General features: G+C 53.3%; 11 protein-coding genes and 1 pseudogene. 10 read left to right on the forward strand and 2 right to left on the reverse strand.

Annotated features, from left to right (window positions below):
- Positions 1-17: 17 nt before the first annotated feature.
- Together ACI5FR_RS08365 and ACI5FR_RS08370 are read left to right on the forward strand one after the other, a co-directional pair.
- On the forward strand, positions 18-896 hold the full coding sequence (locus ACI5FR_RS08365) for a pentapeptide repeat-containing protein (protein ID WP_405452920.1): 879 nt from the start codon (positions 18-20) through the stop codon (positions 894-896).
- A gap of 35 nt (positions 897-931) precedes the next feature.
- On the forward strand, positions 932-1,387 hold the full coding sequence (locus tag ACI5FR_RS08370; protein ID WP_405452923.1) for a DinB family protein: 456 nt from the start codon (positions 932-934) through the stop codon (positions 1,385-1,387).
- Positions 1,388-1,523: 136 nt separating this feature from the next.
- On the opposite strand, the gene ACI5FR_RS08375 is transcribed toward ACI5FR_RS08370, so the two are convergent.
- Both ACI5FR_RS08375 and ACI5FR_RS08380 read right to left on the reverse strand, forming a co-directional pair.
- Entirely contained in the window at positions 1,524-1,907 is a 384-nt protein-coding gene (locus ACI5FR_RS08375; protein WP_405452926.1) for a hypothetical protein, read from the reverse strand.
- 368 nt (positions 1,908-2,275) lie between these two features.
- Entirely contained in the window at positions 2,276-3,253 is a 978-nt protein-coding gene (locus ACI5FR_RS08380) for a LacI family DNA-binding transcriptional regulator (RefSeq protein WP_405452929.1), read from the reverse strand.
- Between the two features lie 398 nt (positions 3,254-3,651).
- On the opposite strand from ACI5FR_RS08380, the gene ACI5FR_RS08385 reads away from it, so the two are divergent.
- From ACI5FR_RS08385 to ACI5FR_RS08420, 8 genes and pseudogenes are all read left to right on the forward strand, one after another.
- Entirely contained in the window at positions 3,652-4,968 is a 1,317-nt protein-coding gene (locus ACI5FR_RS08385; RefSeq protein ID WP_405452932.1) for an ABC transporter substrate-binding protein, read from the forward strand.
- 129 nt (positions 4,969-5,097) lie between these two features.
- Positions 5,098-5,979: a carbohydrate ABC transporter permease gene (locus ACI5FR_RS08390; protein ID WP_405452935.1), complete on the forward strand. Its 882-nt coding sequence runs from the start codon at positions 5,098-5,100 to the stop codon at positions 5,977-5,979.
- Positions 5,972-6,802 (forward strand): carbohydrate ABC transporter permease, encoded by an 831-nt coding sequence (locus tag ACI5FR_RS08395; protein ID WP_405452938.1) that lies wholly within the window; start codon positions 5,972-5,974, stop codon positions 6,800-6,802. Before ACI5FR_RS08390 ends, ACI5FR_RS08395 begins: the two co-directional genes overlap by 8 nt.
- Positions 6,799-8,787, forward strand: a complete 1,989-nt coding sequence (locus ACI5FR_RS08400; RefSeq protein WP_405452941.1) for an alpha/beta hydrolase family protein — start codon at positions 6,799-6,801, stop codon at positions 8,785-8,787. The genes ACI5FR_RS08395 and ACI5FR_RS08400 overlap by 4 nt, the downstream gene beginning before the upstream one ends.
- 6 nt (positions 8,788-8,793) lie before the next feature.
- Positions 8,794-10,020: a Gfo/Idh/MocA family protein gene (locus tag ACI5FR_RS08405; protein ID WP_405452944.1), complete on the forward strand. Its 1,227-nt coding sequence runs from the start codon at positions 8,794-8,796 to the stop codon at positions 10,018-10,020.
- A gap of 142 nt (positions 10,021-10,162) precedes the next feature.
- Positions 10,163-13,474 (forward strand): carbohydrate binding domain-containing protein, encoded by a 3,312-nt coding sequence (locus ACI5FR_RS08410; RefSeq protein WP_405452947.1) that lies wholly within the window; start codon positions 10,163-10,165, stop codon positions 13,472-13,474.
- 628 nt (positions 13,475-14,102) lie between these two features.
- On the forward strand, positions 14,103-14,744 hold the full coding sequence (locus tag ACI5FR_RS08415) for an HAD family hydrolase (RefSeq protein ID WP_405452950.1): 642 nt from the start codon (positions 14,103-14,105) through the stop codon (positions 14,742-14,744).
- A gap of 1,075 nt (positions 14,745-15,819) precedes the next feature.
- Positions 15,820-16,446: pseudogene (locus tag ACI5FR_RS08420) on the forward strand (hypothetical protein); the annotation flags it as partial.

Here is a 16,446-nt window from a genome sequence, read left to right on the forward strand (position 1 = left end):
TTGAAGGAGGAGAAGAAATGGAGATTATTGATCAGCGGGAGAACACGCAAAAAGTCGTTGTACGGAATTCCAATCTAGCAGGAGCTGAGTTCGAAAATTGCCGCGCGGAAGAAGTATCGTTCCGAAATGCTTCGCTGCCCAATTTCCGCGTCGAATGCGCAGATTTGAGCGAAGCGAATTTTAAGGACGTCAATATGTCGAGGATGTTCATCACCGATGCCAACCTGTCGGACCTTGAAATCGACGGGGCTCAGCTGGGTGGAGCTTTTATTCACAATATCGGACTGCCGCCGAAAGGGCACCCAGCCTACCGGGAAGATCAAGGGCGCCAGCGCCCGTTGCGATTCGAGATGTGTGAGTTGGCGGGCAGCACGATAACCTCCTCTGATCTGAGTGGCGTTCACATTGATGGGTGTAATATCGAAGGGCTTACGATTGACGGCATCGACGTTTCGAAATTGCTCAAGCGCTACCGATCGGAGCGACAACCGGAAGGCAAGGCCCTTCAGGAAGAGCCACCCCGGCTGACGCCGCTCTTGAAACGGACTGGCTCGGCATTTATTCCGGTCCGAGATATCGAGAAGGCTAGAGATTGGTATTGCCGGATTTTGGGGATACCTGCGGAGTCCGTTAATATTATGAATGGTCATCTATGTTCGCTTCCTGTTGAAGGTTCCGGAATTATCCTGGATACGATGCCGATGTGGGGAGGCGAAGAGCCCGGCGGTCCGCCTACATTCAAAACCCCAGCCTTCATGCTGCTGACGGACAATCTTGCCGCCTCATACGCGTTTATGAAGGAGCAGGGCGCAGAGCTCGTCACCGCAATCGAGTACGACCACTGGTTCGCCTTCCGCGATCCGGATGGCAACCTGTTGATGGTCTGTAGGGCTTAGCTCAGCTATCAATTTAAGGAGAGGGGGAACCCGAAATGAAGACGATCAAGTGCATGATGGACCACCTGATCTGGGCGAACGGACGCATCTTGGACGCGCTCGAGGAGAGTGAGACGAAGAACAAGGACCTTCTGAAGCTAGTTCGGCACGTCGCGGTCGCGGAACGAGTTTGGCTGTCCCGATTGCAGGGCAATGGCAGCGCGCAATATTCGTTGTGGGAGGAAGCGCAAGACCTAACGGCGATCCGGACGATGTTCGAAGATAACGCCGAGCAATATCGCGTCTATATCGATGGGCTCGAGGAATCCGAGTTGGACGAGATGATCGACTATGCGAACCAGAGCGGGGTTCCGTTCCGAACGTCCGTTCGGGACATCCTGTTACAGGTCCTTTTACATGGGCAATATCACCGGGGACAGATCAACCGGGCACTTCGGATCGAATCGGCAGAGCCTGTCCAAGTCGATTACATCACGTTCGCGAGGCGCTAAAAACCATAATGTAACCTGGCTGACGGTGGAGCAGGAGGCCAATACGATGAGAGAAGGAACCAGATACTAATCGAAAAGACGCAGTTAGGCGATGATCCCGACATCCCTAATTTGCGTCTTTCAATTTGTTCATGATTCAGTTAAATGGGCGCCGAATGACTTTAATTATCCGTACCCCTTTACTAATCAGTTGCTGTGCCCGTGCCGCGTTGATTTTTACGAGTACCGCGACATCGGTAGAATTTTCTACGTCGAATACCGAAAATATCTGGCCATTCGCGAAAAGCACGCCTTTCAGTTCAACTTTTTTCCCTCGGGACGGTCTCGGAGCAGTACTTTGAATTTTGCAGCGCATGACACCCGCACGAATGAGACGGCGAGCTTGAAAAGCAGTCGCTCTAATAGCGAATATCGGGTCGATTTCGACTCCTGTTGTTTTTGCTTCAATTTCAGCAATCAGAAAAAATTGATTTCCTATTTTAGCGATACAATTCGAGCCAATGAAAACCGGATTTGCCACTGTTCATCACCCCCTCGGCGCATTGTATGGGGATCAAGAACGTTTAGAAACGGACAAGCGCATAAGGGTCCATATTAATATATCGGGATGTGGAGGTGAGACATTCCAACTTGAGATTCGTAGGAGGACAAGAACATAGGACACGATAGCGCAATATCAACGAGGCTGCCTACTGGCAGCCTTTTCTCAACAAGGGGTAGTACCAGCGAAGTGTCAGCTCTGCTGGTACTATCCCAACTAACGGGAGGTTAAAGCGGAATTGACGCAGACCTCCACGTATCGGTCCTGCATAAAACAACCCCCAATCAATTCATTTGATTGGGGTTGTTTTGTGTCATTGAACATGAAACGTCTAACCAACAATAAGGTTATGGACGAGGAGCGGTCGTGCCCCCGGGAAACAACTCATATTCCGTGATGCATTCGTATAAAGTTTCCGTCTGGTTACGCTGTATAATGTCGATCAACCGCGTCACGGGAAGCTCTTTTTGCGTCCCGCTCATGAGCATGGTTGTCAGTTGGGGCACGCTAAATTTGACAAGCTCCGAGTATTCGTGACCGATGAGGCTGATTTCGCCGGGCACGTCGATTCCCAGACGCTTCAAGCCTTGCAGGACCCCGAACTGGATAACGGTGTTTGTGCAATAGGCGGCCGTGTACCTGATATCCAACTCGTGCAGCCGGCTGCACAACTCGTCCCCATCTTCATCCTTCCCTGTCTGGATCAACGATTTGTCCAATTCAATACCGGCATCTTGAAGCGCCTGCGTGTACCCGGCCAACTCCTTTTTAATAATCAGCAAACTAAGGCTGCCCGAGAAAAACGCGATTCTCCGGTGTCCGAGCTCAATCAGATACTTGACCGCATCGTACGCCACTTTTTTGTAGTCGGACGTGACCACATGGATGTCGGTCCGGTCCGTGCACCCGTAATAGAGGTGGGGGACTTTCGTCTCCTCCAGGATGCCGATCACGGTGTCGTCCAGCACCCCCGAGACAAGAATGCCGGCCGTGTCCTGGCTTTTAGCCAACTCTTTCAACCGCCGGTGATCTTGCGGATTCGGCTTGATGTTCATGAAGACCAGAGAATAACCGAAACGAGCCGCCGTTTCTTCCGCGATCTTCAGTTGCAGGAAATAACGGGGGTCGTTCGAGTTCCGGTTGTAGAACACATAACAAATTTTAGGCATGACGTCCGAATCTTTGTATCCCAGTTCCTTGGCGGCTTTCAAAATAAGCTGTCTAGTTTTCTCGGAAACCGTACTGTTCGGAGCGTTATTCAGCACGAGGGAGACGGCTGTGCGAGAGACGCCGACATGATCGGCGATGTCTTTTTGGGTAACCATGTCTTCAACCTTCCGTTCTATATGATAGATTAATAAACTTGTTTATATTTCTCTTTATTATCGGCGAAGAGGGACGCGGAGTCAACGGTTGTCATAAAAAGCGAGCAATACCAACGAACTGGCAGCTTGTAACCTGGTCGATCAGGAGGGATATACATATTTGTTCGACTATTTTTTTCGAAGGTGCTTTTCAATTAAATATAACATATGTTACACTCGATTCATAAGTAATCGATTTCTAATTCCATGTAAGCGGTTGAAATTGGACATTTTTTACGATATTCTTGATTAGACCGACTTTTGGGGGCAGAAGTTCATAAACTATGTTATAAGTACCTATGTTGAAATGCGTCGCAAGACGATTTCATAATAAGTTTACATTTATGGAGGGGTTAACCGTGAACAAAAAGGGACTTTTGGTAACCACCATGTTAGCGCTTACAGTGGCCGGCTGCTCGACATCCAAGGATGGCGACAAGCCGAGCGGTACGACGGGTACAGGGTCAAGCACAACGGCTCCGAAAAACGTGACGCTAAAAATTGGGTTGCCCGGGGCTTATGATGTGACGAAAAAAGAAATTATCGACGGTTTTGCAGCCAAATATCCGAATATCAAAGTAGAAGTTCAAGATGCTCCATGGGGCGACTTCGTGGCGAAAATCGCTACCCAAATCGCAGGCGGAACGACCCCGGACGTCTGGCTGCAGGAGAACGCGGTCATTCTCGGCTACGGCAAGCGGGGTGTGGCGGAAGACTTGTCCGCGTATATCAAGCGGGATTTGAAGGATGCCGATTACATCTCTGGCTTGTATGCTGCGAAGACTCCGGAAGGCAAAGTGTGGGGCGTTCCACACGGGATTAACCCGATTGCGCTTGCCTACAATAAGAAAGCGTTTGCGGATGCGGGCGCAGCGCTTCCGAACGACAACTGGACTTTTAACGATTTGATCGAAGCTTCCAAAAAGCTGACTAAAAACGGCAGCGACGGAAAACCGGCGTTTTACGGATTCGTTGGTTCCACCAGCATTACGCAAGGCTGGTTCCCTTGGATCAAGCAGGCAGGCGGGCAAGCGCTGGACAGCACGCTGACGAAATCGATGTTTACCGATCCGAAGACGGTGACCGGTCTCAAGCAGCTGGCGGACGGAATCAAGCAGGGGTATTTCACGAACACCGATTTCCTAAAGGCGAACGGCGGCGAAGTGCAGGCATTCGCCACCGGGAAAGCGGCGATGTATTTCCTGCAGTACAGCAACCAAGTCACGATGAACAAAAGCTTCCCGGACGCCGACTGGGACGTCGTGAAGATACCTAAGGCTGTTGACGGCAAACGGTACGTACCGATGGTGACAAACTCCTGGCTGATTTCCTCCAAGGCGTCTCAGGACGTGAAGGACGCGGCATGGCAGTTCCTGAAATACTACTTAGGTGACGAAGCGCAAAAAATCGTGGCCGAAAGCGGAGCGTCGCTCCCCGTAAAAAAATCGGCGCTCCAAATTTTGGAGACGTCAAGCGGGAAGCCGCAAAACAAAAAAGCGTTCACCGACGGCATCGCCGAGGGCGGCACTACGCTGGATGAGAACGCAAGCTGGAATGAATGGCGCACCGCCGCCCAGCCGATCATCAACGACATCTTCAGCTCCAATATTTCCGCCGAGGAAGGCGTCAAGCAAATCAACGAGAAAGTGCAAGCGGTGTTGGATAAAAACAAATAATCTGCGGGGGCAGTCAGCGACTGGGGACGGATCACGCTCGAAGGGTTTGCGGTCCGTCTCCAGGGGCTGTTCCGATTAATCGGGGCGCTATGCCCTTGGAAGCACGTTCGAATCGAAGGTGGTGTCCGGATGCATAATCAAAATTACTGGGGCTATATTTTCACCATTCCGTTTACGCTCAGTATTCTCGTCTTCACCTTGTTCCCTGTTTTCTTCTCTGGGTACGTTTCGTTCGTCAATTGGGATTTGTTCAATCCTCCCGAGTGGGTCGGGCTCGCCAATTGGAAAGATGTATTCGGACAAAAGGTATTTTGGATCTCGATCCGAAACGTGTTTTATTTCGCGATCGTCTTCGTCCCACTGCAGACGCTGCTGGCACTTTTGATTGCCCATTTGCTGAATCAGGCGATTGCCGGCAAAACGCTGCTTCGGCTGTTTTATTTCCTCCCCGTGGTAACGCCTTGGATCGCCGGAGGCGTGTTGTGGGCATGGCTGTACAATACGAAATACGGATTGCTGAACTGGGTGCTCGAGCAGGTTCATCTATCTCCCGTCAAATGGCTCGACAGTAAATTCTGGTGGGTCGTCATCGGCAGCATCGCACTCGTAAACGTATGGAAAGGCGTCGGCTCCTCGATGATTTTACTGCTGGCCGGAATGCAAAATATTTCCAAGGATTTGAAAGAAGCGGCGCAAATCGACGGGGCTTCTAGCTGGAATTATTTTATTCGCATCGTGTTTCCCCTCGTGTCGCCGATGATCTATATGGTGATGATCCTGTCCACGATCGCCGCTTTCCAGGCATTCGATGTTTTCCTCAGTATGTTTGGTTCGACGATGAGCAACGTGCCGGAGCGCAATATCGTGACCAATATGCTGATTTACCGGGATGCGTTCCAGCATTTCAAGATGGGGCCGGCTTCCGCAGCCGCTTGGGCGCTGTTCGTCATTATTTTGACCATCACGCTTTTCCAGCGCTACTTCGAGAAAAGGTGGGTGCACTATGACTGATTTTCGCGCAATCGGCAAAATCGCATCCTATATCGTTCTGTATCTCGGGGCGCTGCTCATGCTGTTTCCGTTCATCTGGATGGTGTCCACCTCGCTGAAAACGACAGGAGCGGTCGGACAGCTGCCGCCTCGGCTCATTCCCGATCCGATAAGCTGGGAAAATTACAAAATCGTCTGGGAGAAAGTCAATTTCGGCCGATATACGCTGAACAGTCTGTTTATAGTGGCTGTGGACATGGTCGGTACGCTGCTCTCTTGTTCACTCGTCGCGTTTGGCCTGGCCATGTACGATTTCAAGCTGCGCAAGCCGCTGTATATCGCCATGCTCGCGACGCTGATGATTCCGTTTCAAGTCACGCTCATTCCAAGCTACTTCATCTGGAAGTCGTTCCATATGCTCGATTCGTATTACCCCTTGATTATTCCGAGCTTTCTCGGAGGGGCGTTCGGCATCTTCCTCATGCATCAATTCATTAAGTCGCTCCCCAAGGAGCTATATGAAGCCGCCGTCGTCGATGGGTACAGTCCAATGGGGATTTTTTGGAGAATATACCTGCCTTTGTGCAAGCCAGCCTTGTCCGCGCTCGGCGTCTTTACGTTCATGGGCGCGTGGAACAACACGCTCGGGCCGCTCATCTATTTGCAGAACAAAAAACTGTATACGTTGCCTATCGGGCTGCTGTATTTGAAGAACGATTCGGAGGTCAGTACGGCGCTCCTGATGGCCGGGGCCGTTATCGTGACTGTTCCGGTCGTAATCGTCTACTTGATCGCCCAGAAGCAGTTCGTGCAAGGAATCGCGTCGACGGGGTTGAAGGGATGATGAAGCTCACCGAATTGGAGACTGGCGGCATCTCGATGTACGACGTCCAGGATCAGCTCCGGCAGCTCGTTTATCGCCTTTCTCTGGAAGCTTTCGCCGCTGGAGATCGGGATCGGGACGCGATTGTGACGCGGGAACAGCTCGAGACGCGAAGGAAGACGATGAGAGCGAAGCTGCTGGATCAGCTGGGTGGGTTGCCGGCGACGGACACCCCTCTCGAGCCCTGTATTAAAGGCAACGTTGCTTTTGACGGATACCGAGTAGAAAAAATCGTTTATCAATCCCGACCGCATACGTTCGTAACTGCCAATCTATACATTCCGGATGACCTTCGTTCGCCAGGAGGCGCGGTTGTGTTCGTCTGCGGTCACGATCCGCTCGCCAAGCATAGCGACGGATATCAGAAAGTTTGCCAATATCTCGTGGGGGCTGGGCTGATCGTCATGGCGATCGATCCGATCGGACAAGGGGAACGGCTCAGCTACTATGACCCGGACTCGGAGATGACGACGGTCGGCTGGGGGACGGGCGAGCATGAGCATGCCGGCGAGCAATGCTGGCCGCTCGGAGATGGAATCGCGCGATACTTTCTTCACGACATCGTACGGGCGATCGACTATTTATGTACCCGGCCAGAGGTCGATCCCGGCAAAATCGGCATCACCGGCAATTCCGGCGGCGGCACGCAAACGAGCCTCGCGATGATGGTCGACGACCGGATTGCTGCGGCTGCGCCCGGCACGTTCCTGTCGAGCCGGGAAGCGATCCTGCTGTCGGGTAAACCGCAGGATGCGGAGCAGATTTGGCCGGGCCTGACCGCTTGCGGCTTCGACCACGAAGATATTTTGATGGCGATGGCGCCTCGACCGGTTCTGGTGCTCGCTTCGACGGAGGATTTCTTCCCGATCGAAGGAACGCGGAGGACGGTGGAGCGGTCACGCCGGTTTTGGGCCCTGTATGGCGACGCCAGCCAGCTAGTTCTCTTCGAGGACGAAGCTGTGCACCAATATACGGAACGGCATGCGCAAGAGGCGGCTTTGTTTTTCGCGAAGCATCTGAACGGCGATCATCGCTCCGTTCGTCATATTCGTCCAGTCCCGGTGGAGCCTTCCATCCTGTGGTGTACGGCGACCGGTCAGGTGAAGGGCGAATATGCGAAGGCACGGGCGGTGTGGGAGGAAAATCGCGATCGAGTCGTCATGCTTGAGCGAGCACGAAACCGGCTGTCGGAGCAGGAGCGTATACACAAGGCCACAAGCTGGCTGAAAAACAAAGTGATAGACGGCAGGAGCGCCGGGCCGCTTAACCCTCGCTACTTGTACTCGGTGCCGGTGGAGGGGGAAGAGTTGTCTGCTTGCAGCGTCATTTGGAGGAGCCAGGAGATGCTGCTCGGTCATGCGCTTGTATTCCGCGACTTGCACTCGGGCGACTCGAACCTCCCGGTTTCAATCGCCGTCTGGAACGGCGGCTCCTCTAGGCTGCAACCGCATATGCCCTGGATCCGCGAACAATGCGCAGACGGCCGAATCGTCATGGTGCTCGATGTGACGGGAACCGGGGCGCTGGCTCCGAATCCGGTCAATGCTTACCCGGTAGATGCGCCGTTCGGAACGATCCACAAGTTGGCGATGGATTTGTTCTGGCTGGACGACAGCTTGGCGGCGATCCGGACGTTCGATGTGCTCCGGGCTTTGGATATGGCTCAATGCCTTAGAGGGAGCGTATGCTCGGACGAGGATATTCGCGTGTACGCTCATGGTACCTTCAGCTTGTATGCCCAATTGGCGGCGGGTTTGGACCGCAGGGCGGTTCGGCTAGAGGTGATCGAGGGCTGCCGTAGCGTAGGCGAATGGGTGGAGGCCCGCCAGTATGAAATGAAGGATCGAGCCGCAGCGATTATTCCGGGAATGCTGCGTTATTTTGACTTGTCCGATTGCCTCGCTTGGGGGTCCGACGGGACACAGAATAGGGAAAAGGGAGAGTGAACCGCAATGAAAAAATACGTCATCGTAGGGTCCGGTGGCCGGGCGCTTGGCATGTTCGCCAAGCCGTTCGCCGCGGAACTGAAACCTTTTGCTGAGCTGGTTGGGGTATACGACATCAATCCGGTCCGGGCGAATGCATTGAGCGAGCAAGCCGGAGGCGTTCGCGTGTTCAATGATTTTGACGCGATGCTCCGGGAAACGAAGCCGGATGCGGTCATCGTCACGACGCCCGACAGTCTGCATCACGAGTATATCATCCGGGCGCTGGAGGCGGGTTGCGACGCCATCTCGGAGAAGCCGATGACGACGGACGCCGACAAGTGCCGCGCCATCATAGAGACTGAGCGTCGGACCGGCCGCAAGGTCATCGTCACGTTCAATTGCAGGTTTATGCCGTATGTCGTCCGCGTCAAGGAGCTGTTGAAGGAGGGTACGATCGGCGACATCCTGCACGTTACGTTAAACTGGTCACTCGATACGAGTCACGGCGCGGATTATTTCCGGCGCTGGCATCGGCAGATGAAAAACAGCGGCGGCCTGCTCATCCACAAATCGACGCACCATTTCGATATGGTCAATTGGTGGCTGGACGACGAGCCGGACACCGTCTATGCCAACGGCTCGCGGCTGTTCTACGGGCCGACCCGCGAAGAACGCGGCCATACTTGTTCTACCTGCGCCCATACGAGCACGTGCGAATTTTACTTCGACGTTTCGGCCGATGCGTTCACGAAATCGTTCTATAAGGATGCAGAGGCGCACGACGGGTATTTCCGGGACCAGTGCGTATTCGGATCGGACATCGATATTTACGACACGATGTCGCTCAGCGTCAAGTATGCGAAGGGCACCCAGCTGTCGTATTCGCTCAACGCCTACAGCCCCTATGAAGGCTGGAAGGCGACGTTCGTCGGCACGAAAGGCCGGATCGAAGCGGAGGATTACCAGAGCGGTTTCGGGATCCAAGATCCGAACCATTTCATTCGAATCTTTAATCGCCAGGGAGAGCTGCTGACCGTGCAGAGCCCCCGAGTGTCCGGCACTCACGGCGGCGGCGACCAAAGATTGCGGCGGTTGATTTTCGCCGGTGACCTTGCCGACCCGCTTGGCCAAATGGCCGGCTCGCATGCCGGGGCCATGTCTCTTCTGATCGGTGCGGCGGCCAATCTCTCGATCGGGAGCGGCAAGCAAGTCGCGATCGAGGACCTTCTACGAGAGCCTGTGTCGAACTGATCCGGGATCAACCCCGCGTTGATGTCCCGGCCCCAATCGGACTGAAAGGAGGGGATTCCTTTGTAATCAGCTGCGAACGTGGAAAGACTCCTGCCCGTCATGTTTTCCTGCTTTGCAAAAAAACGCTTGGGAGGATGAATTTATGTACGTGTACAGGAAATCTTGGTTATCCTTATTGTTATCCTTCTGTTTAACGCTTCAGCTGATCGCCGCCGTTAACGCACGGACAGCCGCAGCTTCGACCTCCAATCTTGTCGCAAATCCCGGCTTCGAGGATGTGACAGGAGGCGTCCCCGCTCAGTGGACCGTCATCGGGAATGTCTGGGGCAGTGCGATCAAGGCGGTGCCGGAAGCGGCGCATACGGGGAATTACGGCGTCTCCATTCAAACGAGCACAGGGAATAATCCATGGGTAGCGATCCCTGTCCCGGTGGAAGAAGGGGCTACATACAACATCACGACCTGGTTCAAATCGATCGGGGTCAAAGGCAATCCGGGCTACAAAATCGAATTTTTCAAAGGAATCGACAAAACGGTCGAGAACTGGGTAACCGGCTATACTTACAAAGCCGCAGGTTCTGCTAACGACGGCCAGTGGCATGAGCTGGACTATACCGTTCAGGCGCCGCCGGGGTCTGTCTACATGTACGTGTACTTGCGATTGTACGGAACCGGAACCGTTTACTTCGACGACACGTCCGCAGTCAAGACGAAAGATAAGCCGCAGCTTGTCGTGGAGCCGTCCCACACGTATTACTATCCTGATGTGACGAGCGGCAACGCCGTTCTGAAGCTTGCACCGTCCAACGGCAACATGGCGGGCAAAACCGTCGACGTCCGCATCGTCAACGAGGCTTCCGGCGAAGCGATTTTCGTAAGGAACGGCATCGCGGCTGCCGAATCGTTGAACGTTGCCTTCAGTACGTCGGATATGACATTGGAGCAGCCATACCGATTGGAGGCGGAGTTGAAGAACGAGACGGGGCAGCTTATCGAAAAGGAAGAACGCACGATATACCGTTGGGCGCGTCCGGCTTCCATTCCGCAGAACGGTCCGATTCTTGTCGACGGGCAGCCCTTCTTCCCGGTCATCGCTTACCATGGCTACGCGGCGGATTATCCTTACTTGAAGGAGATCGGGGTCAATACGGTTCAAGGTACGAACACGACTAGCGAGGCTGCACTGCAAACGATGCTGGATACGGCTCAGGCGAATGGGCTGAAAATGCTCGTCACGCTTTATTACGATATGAAGGTCAAGGAAAACTTCGAGCTGACCCGGCAATTCGTGACGAAATTCAAAAACCATCCGGCCGTGCTCGGCTACATGATTATGGACGAACCGAGCACGAACGGCATTCCGCAGTCGGAGCTGCTCGACGCCTACAAGCTGATTCGCTCCATCGATCAAGTTCATCCGACATATATGGTCGAAGCCGATCCGCTTTACTATTATCAGACCGGCCAGGCTACGGACATCCTTGTCACCGACGTTTATCCGTACTCCCAGAACGGCGGGTTGCCCATTTCGGCAGTCGGAAACGGCGTACGTAAAGCGGTTGAAAGTGTAGGTGGCGTGAAGCCTATTTGGACGGTCCTGCAAACGTTCAAGATTCCCGGCACGACGTGGAACTATTTACCTACGATCGATCAAGTCCGCAATATGGCGTACCAGGCTTTCCTCGCAGGCAGCCAAGGGCTCGCCTATTATTCGATCAACGATCCAGGCTGGAAGCTGCGGGATTCCGAGCTGTGGCCGGGAATGGTGAAATTCAAGGACGAGATCGAATTGATGGGGAGTCTTGTTTCCGCGGGCAACAAGGCGGCCGAACAGATCGGCAGCGACGTTCAATGGGCGATCTATAACAAAGGGCAGGAGCAGTACGCCGTCGCCATCAACTTGACCAAGCAAGCACAGACGGCCGCGATCCCTCTCGCGATAACGGGCAATCAGGTGGAACTGTTGTACGGCGCTCAGCCGGAGCAGTCAAGCAGTTGGGAGCGCGAGCTCAGTGTCAACCTCGGAACGGAACAAACGCTGGTGTATCGAATTACGCCTTTCGCGGCGGGGGTCGATCGGGCCATTGACGAACTGCAAGGCGCTGTCAACATGATCGCCGACAAGCAGTGGACGAAGAAAACGGAAAACCTGCTCGATGAATTGCTGAAGGTGAAACAGGAACTGGGCGCTGCATCTGTGAACGCCGGCATGACTATGAACAAGACGGCAATCGCGATCGACGACGCCAACAAGTTGAAGCAATGGGTTAGCGCGCAATCGGATTTCGCACTAGCAGGCAAAAGAGCGCAGTTGAACGCCTTGTTGGACGACGTGATCGCCAACCTGCTACCTATCGCCCAGTCGATAGCGAAGCTGGATTTGCAGCTTGCTCCCTCGCAATTGGCACAGGGCGATACGCTGGCGATGAATGCCGCGATCCAGAACGTCGGCGATAAGGTGATTGAGAATGTTTCCTTGCGCATGGAACTGCCCGCGGAATCAGGGATTCCGCCGATTATCGAGCAGCTTGGCGATATCGCGAGCGGACAAGGCGCAGCCCGCAGCTCAAATGCGGTCTTGCCGACGACGATGCAGCCAGGCAACTACGTTGCGAAAGCGCTGGTAACGTTTGAATATAAGGGTAAGCCATTTCAAGTTTCGGTCGAACGGGACTTTACGGTATCGCCGCTCCTTGCCGCCAAGTTGACACCTAGCAGCATGGATATCACCAAGGCAGGATCGTATCCGTTCTCTATTGAGCTAACGAACGGCTCCGGCCATCCGCTTGCAGTCGAGTTAGGGCGGACCGTTGCGGATGGCATTGCGGTCGATCTTCTGGGAGCGGTGACGCTCGCCGGACATGAGACGAAGACGGTTCAAGGAACCGTAACGGTTCCCACAGCTGCGCGCGGCGAGTATGTCTTAACCGTCGAAGCCCAAGCGGCCGGTGTCAGCTACGCGGTGCTGCCGCTTGCGCTGACGGTTGATACCAGTCCCGTATACAACGGCGGCTTCGAAAAGAAGACTTCAAGCGGCTCCGCTCCGGACGGCTGGTATATGAGGGCGGGTGTATGGGATAAAACCATCGCCCACAGCGGGCAAGCGTCCGCCAAGCTGGTTCCCGATGCGGGAAACGTGTTTAACGTGTTGAATACGGAAGCTTCCAAGGAATTCCCTCTTGTGCCCGGAGCCAAGTACAAGCTGACGGGCTGGGTCAAGACGGAAGCGACGGCAGGCTCGGTTGCGATTGGCGTTCGCCAAATCGATGCCGGCGGCGTTTCTGTGACCTATACGTGGACGGAAGCGGCTAAAACCGGCGATTGGACGAAAGTCGAGGTCATCTTCACGGCTCAGCCGAATACGAAGCGAGGAGCTGTTTATTTAAAACTCGATCAAGCCGCGAACGGCGCGGCGTGGGTGGACGATCTTGACTTGCATGAGGTTCCATTGTAGGGTCCTAAGGACATCGACTTAAATGCTTTACTTGAGCCTTGCAAATGTATCTGAAACCGGCTTCGCACTTAGGGTATCCGCTGCGGAGCCGTTTTCCTTCACAAAAGATGCCATACTGACCTATTCGAAGGGGCAAGGAGCAATGAACGTACTCGCGGCATGGCATTGATTTTCTCGACTTCGTCCTAACGGTTTCTGCGAGGGGCAAGGGGGCCAATGCCGAACGTTTCTTTGCCGTTTGGTTTTCCGTAGGTGACTTCCACTCGGTGGTGACGGAAAGAGGTACTTCTCATGCACTAAGGAAGAAAGAAATCATTATGAATAAAATAACGCCACTAGTCTTCGGCAACACGGCCTTACTTTAGAGACAATTGATAACAATTACAAACTATATTGTAATACTTATGGAGGGTTGCTCAATCAAAGAGTTCTTGGATGAGAAGTCACATAGGAAGCACACGAGCATCACTATTGGATGGCGCCTGAGTCGTGCCAGCTTTGCGCATATCTGCCGAGTAGTCAGTTTGGAGGAAGCCATCACCGACAACGCGAATATCAGTGGCCCGTGGTGATCAACGGCGCGTGATGGCACGCATGGTTGCCGCAGCTGACAAAGGAGAACGAAACAATGAAAAAGTACATACTCTTCGATCATGATGGTGTTCTGGTTGATACTGAATTCTGGTATTACAAAGCGGGAGAACGCGCTCTGGCTGACATTGGATTTACCTTGGACAAAGATCAATACCTCCGCGACATGACCCAGTCATTTGGCACTTGGTCCCAAGCTAGGGCGGCAGGTATTGATGAACAGACCATCAGCAAGCAGCGTGAGGACCGCAATGTCTATTATCAGGAATATCTAAGAACAGAAGCCATAGAGATTGAAGGTGTAGTTGAAACTCTAGCTGAACTGTCAAAGTACGTCCGCATGGCCATCGTGACGACTGCAAAACGTGCGGATTTTCAACTTATTCATGAAAAGCGACAGATTATACAATTCATGGAATTCGTCCTTGTTCGCGAAGACTACGAGCGTCCCAAGCCGCACCCGGAACCATACTTGACCGGCTTAAAGCGCTTCGGAGCTACCAAAGAAGAGACCCTGGTTGTAGAGGATTCAAACAGAGGGTTGAACTCAGCCGTGGCGGCTGGTATCGACTGTGCGATTGTCCATAACGACTTCACAAAAACACATGACTTCTCACAGGCCATCTATCGAATCAAGACTCTGATTGAACTAAAGGACATTATCCTGAATGTAACCTGAGAAAGCATTCTGGCTCGATAAGGACAATGAGCCCGATCCGCCTGCTGATGGATCGAATGAGACATATGTATAAACGCAGACCGTATTATCGTTATGGAGAATGGAGAAGCAGTGGATGAAGGGAACCATGATGGTTTGTTGGAGCGTTCCGGGCGGGAAAAGAACCTGGACAGCAGTACCAGGTTCTTTTATATAGTGCACCCATGCTGGGCTAGAGTGAATGGCTGATCAAACCGTACGTTTTCCTCATACGGCTTTCCGATGTTCGTCATTCATGTGCATGTGACTAACAACATCGTCTTTATCCCCTGCATCTGGCTTAGCCACTTAACCTCATATCCCGAACTGCGTCTAGATTCCTAACATTCTCCATCACGCGGAAAATGCCAGACATCGTAGGCTTAATCGCACCGAAACCGCTTCTGGTCGAGTCAGGGACGGATGACACGATCTTCCCCAACGCTGCCTCACGCGAAGCGGTGTCGGACATCGGGCGAATCTATGGCTTGCTGCACCAGCAGGAGAAGCTGGCCCATGATATAATCGAGGGACAGCACCAAATTTCTGGCAGCATGGCTTATGACTGGCTGGAAAAGTGCTGTGAAACCGATACATCGGCAAAAAGAACCTCTAACTCGTGTACTTCAACAACGGGTTTGGAGGTTTTTCTTTGCTGGTTGAGTGGATCGCGTGTGATCGGCTGCAGTTTCCCATAGAAGTAGCGGGCTGGATAGTTACAAATAAAGGAAATTCCTCTAAGGTGGCGATGCCTTTGAAGCGGCCATCCCTGGTAAGGGGGAGTCGGAAAGCCGCGCACAACGACATCAGTGACTGCCGACAACTGAGGCAGCCTGTTCAACGAACGGGCATTGTTGTGCATATGAAATTAGAAAAATATAGGCAAAAAAGCCGACCCCTTGTATAATTACAGTCAATATATGGTATATGCGACAACACAGAAAAAATTTGTGCGTTACAGTGATCCAGATTCATAGCGAAGGGAATACGACCGTTAATGCGCCACGCGATGAAGAAGAGAGTCTGGAATAAATAGAGAAAGAAAGGGACGTTGACAATGAAAAAATGGCGTTTGCCCGTCTTGCTTGCGTTTCTCTTCCTGTTCGGCAGCACGGTACAGGCCGCCGTCGCTCCGAAACCAGGCGGGTATCTTCTCGATTCGGCCGATTTGTTCGCGCAGGATGATGCCAAAAAGATCGAAGCCGGCGTAGCAGGGCGAAAATACGAATTGTTCGTCTCCACGGCCGTCAGTCTGTCCGAGGCAGAAGGCGAACAGCTCGCCAACGATACCTACGATGCCTGGCACCTCGCCGGCAACCAAATGATGCTAGTCATCACTGTAAAGCCGAATTTCGTGCATCTCGTGTATGAAAACGCGGAGCTGGACAAACTCGTATCCGCCACCGACGCGCGCAACACGAAGGGCATTCTCGACGTCGCCTTCGTTCCCAAAGCGAAGGGCGGAGACGTAGCGGCGGCCGTGCTTGCCGTCAGCGACTTCGTCAATTCGCTGGCGCCGTCGGCATCGGCTACGCCCTCAGCCGCGGCCACGCCTGCGAAGCAGGTCGTGCCGGAGAAAGCTGGAGAACCACACGGAGCGGAAAAAGCGGCAAAAGAAAGAGGCGCCAGCATTGGCGTCGTGTTGCTTATCTTGTTTGTGGGTTTTGTGCTGCTTCCCGCCTTG

It is taken from the genome of Paenibacillus sp. HJGM_3 (assembly GCF_045062745.1).
GTDB lineage: Bacteria > Bacillota > Bacilli > Paenibacillales > NBRC-103111 > Paenibacillus_AA.

Excerpts from the sequence above, each read along its gene's own strand:
- ACI5FR_RS08380 (WP_405452929.1), bottom strand. The coding sequence starts at position 3,253 with ATGGTTACCCAAAAAGACATCGCCGATCATGTCGGCGTCTCTCGCACA.
- ACI5FR_RS08395 (WP_405452938.1), top strand. The coding sequence starts at position 5,972 with ATGACTGATTTTCGCGCAATCGGCAAAATCGCATCCTATATCGTTCTG.
- ACI5FR_RS08410 (WP_405452947.1), top strand. The coding sequence starts at position 10,163 with ATGTACGTGTACAGGAAATCTTGGTTATCCTTATTGTTATCCTTCTGT.
- ACI5FR_RS08365 (WP_405452920.1), top strand. The coding sequence starts at position 18 with ATGGAGATTATTGATCAGCGGGAGAACACGCAAAAAGTCGTTGTACGG.
- ACI5FR_RS08370 (WP_405452923.1), top strand. The coding sequence starts at position 932 with ATGAAGACGATCAAGTGCATGATGGACCACCTGATCTGGGCGAACGGA.
- ACI5FR_RS08390 (WP_405452935.1), top strand. The coding sequence starts at position 5,098 with ATGCATAATCAAAATTACTGGGGCTATATTTTCACCATTCCGTTTACG.
- ACI5FR_RS08400 (WP_405452941.1), top strand. The coding sequence starts at position 6,799 with ATGATGAAGCTCACCGAATTGGAGACTGGCGGCATCTCGATGTACGAC.
- ACI5FR_RS08415 (WP_405452950.1), top strand. The coding sequence starts at position 14,103 with ATGAAAAAGTACATACTCTTCGATCATGATGGTGTTCTGGTTGATACT.
- ACI5FR_RS08405 (WP_405452944.1), top strand. The coding sequence starts at position 8,794 with ATGAAAAAATACGTCATCGTAGGGTCCGGTGGCCGGGCGCTTGGCATG.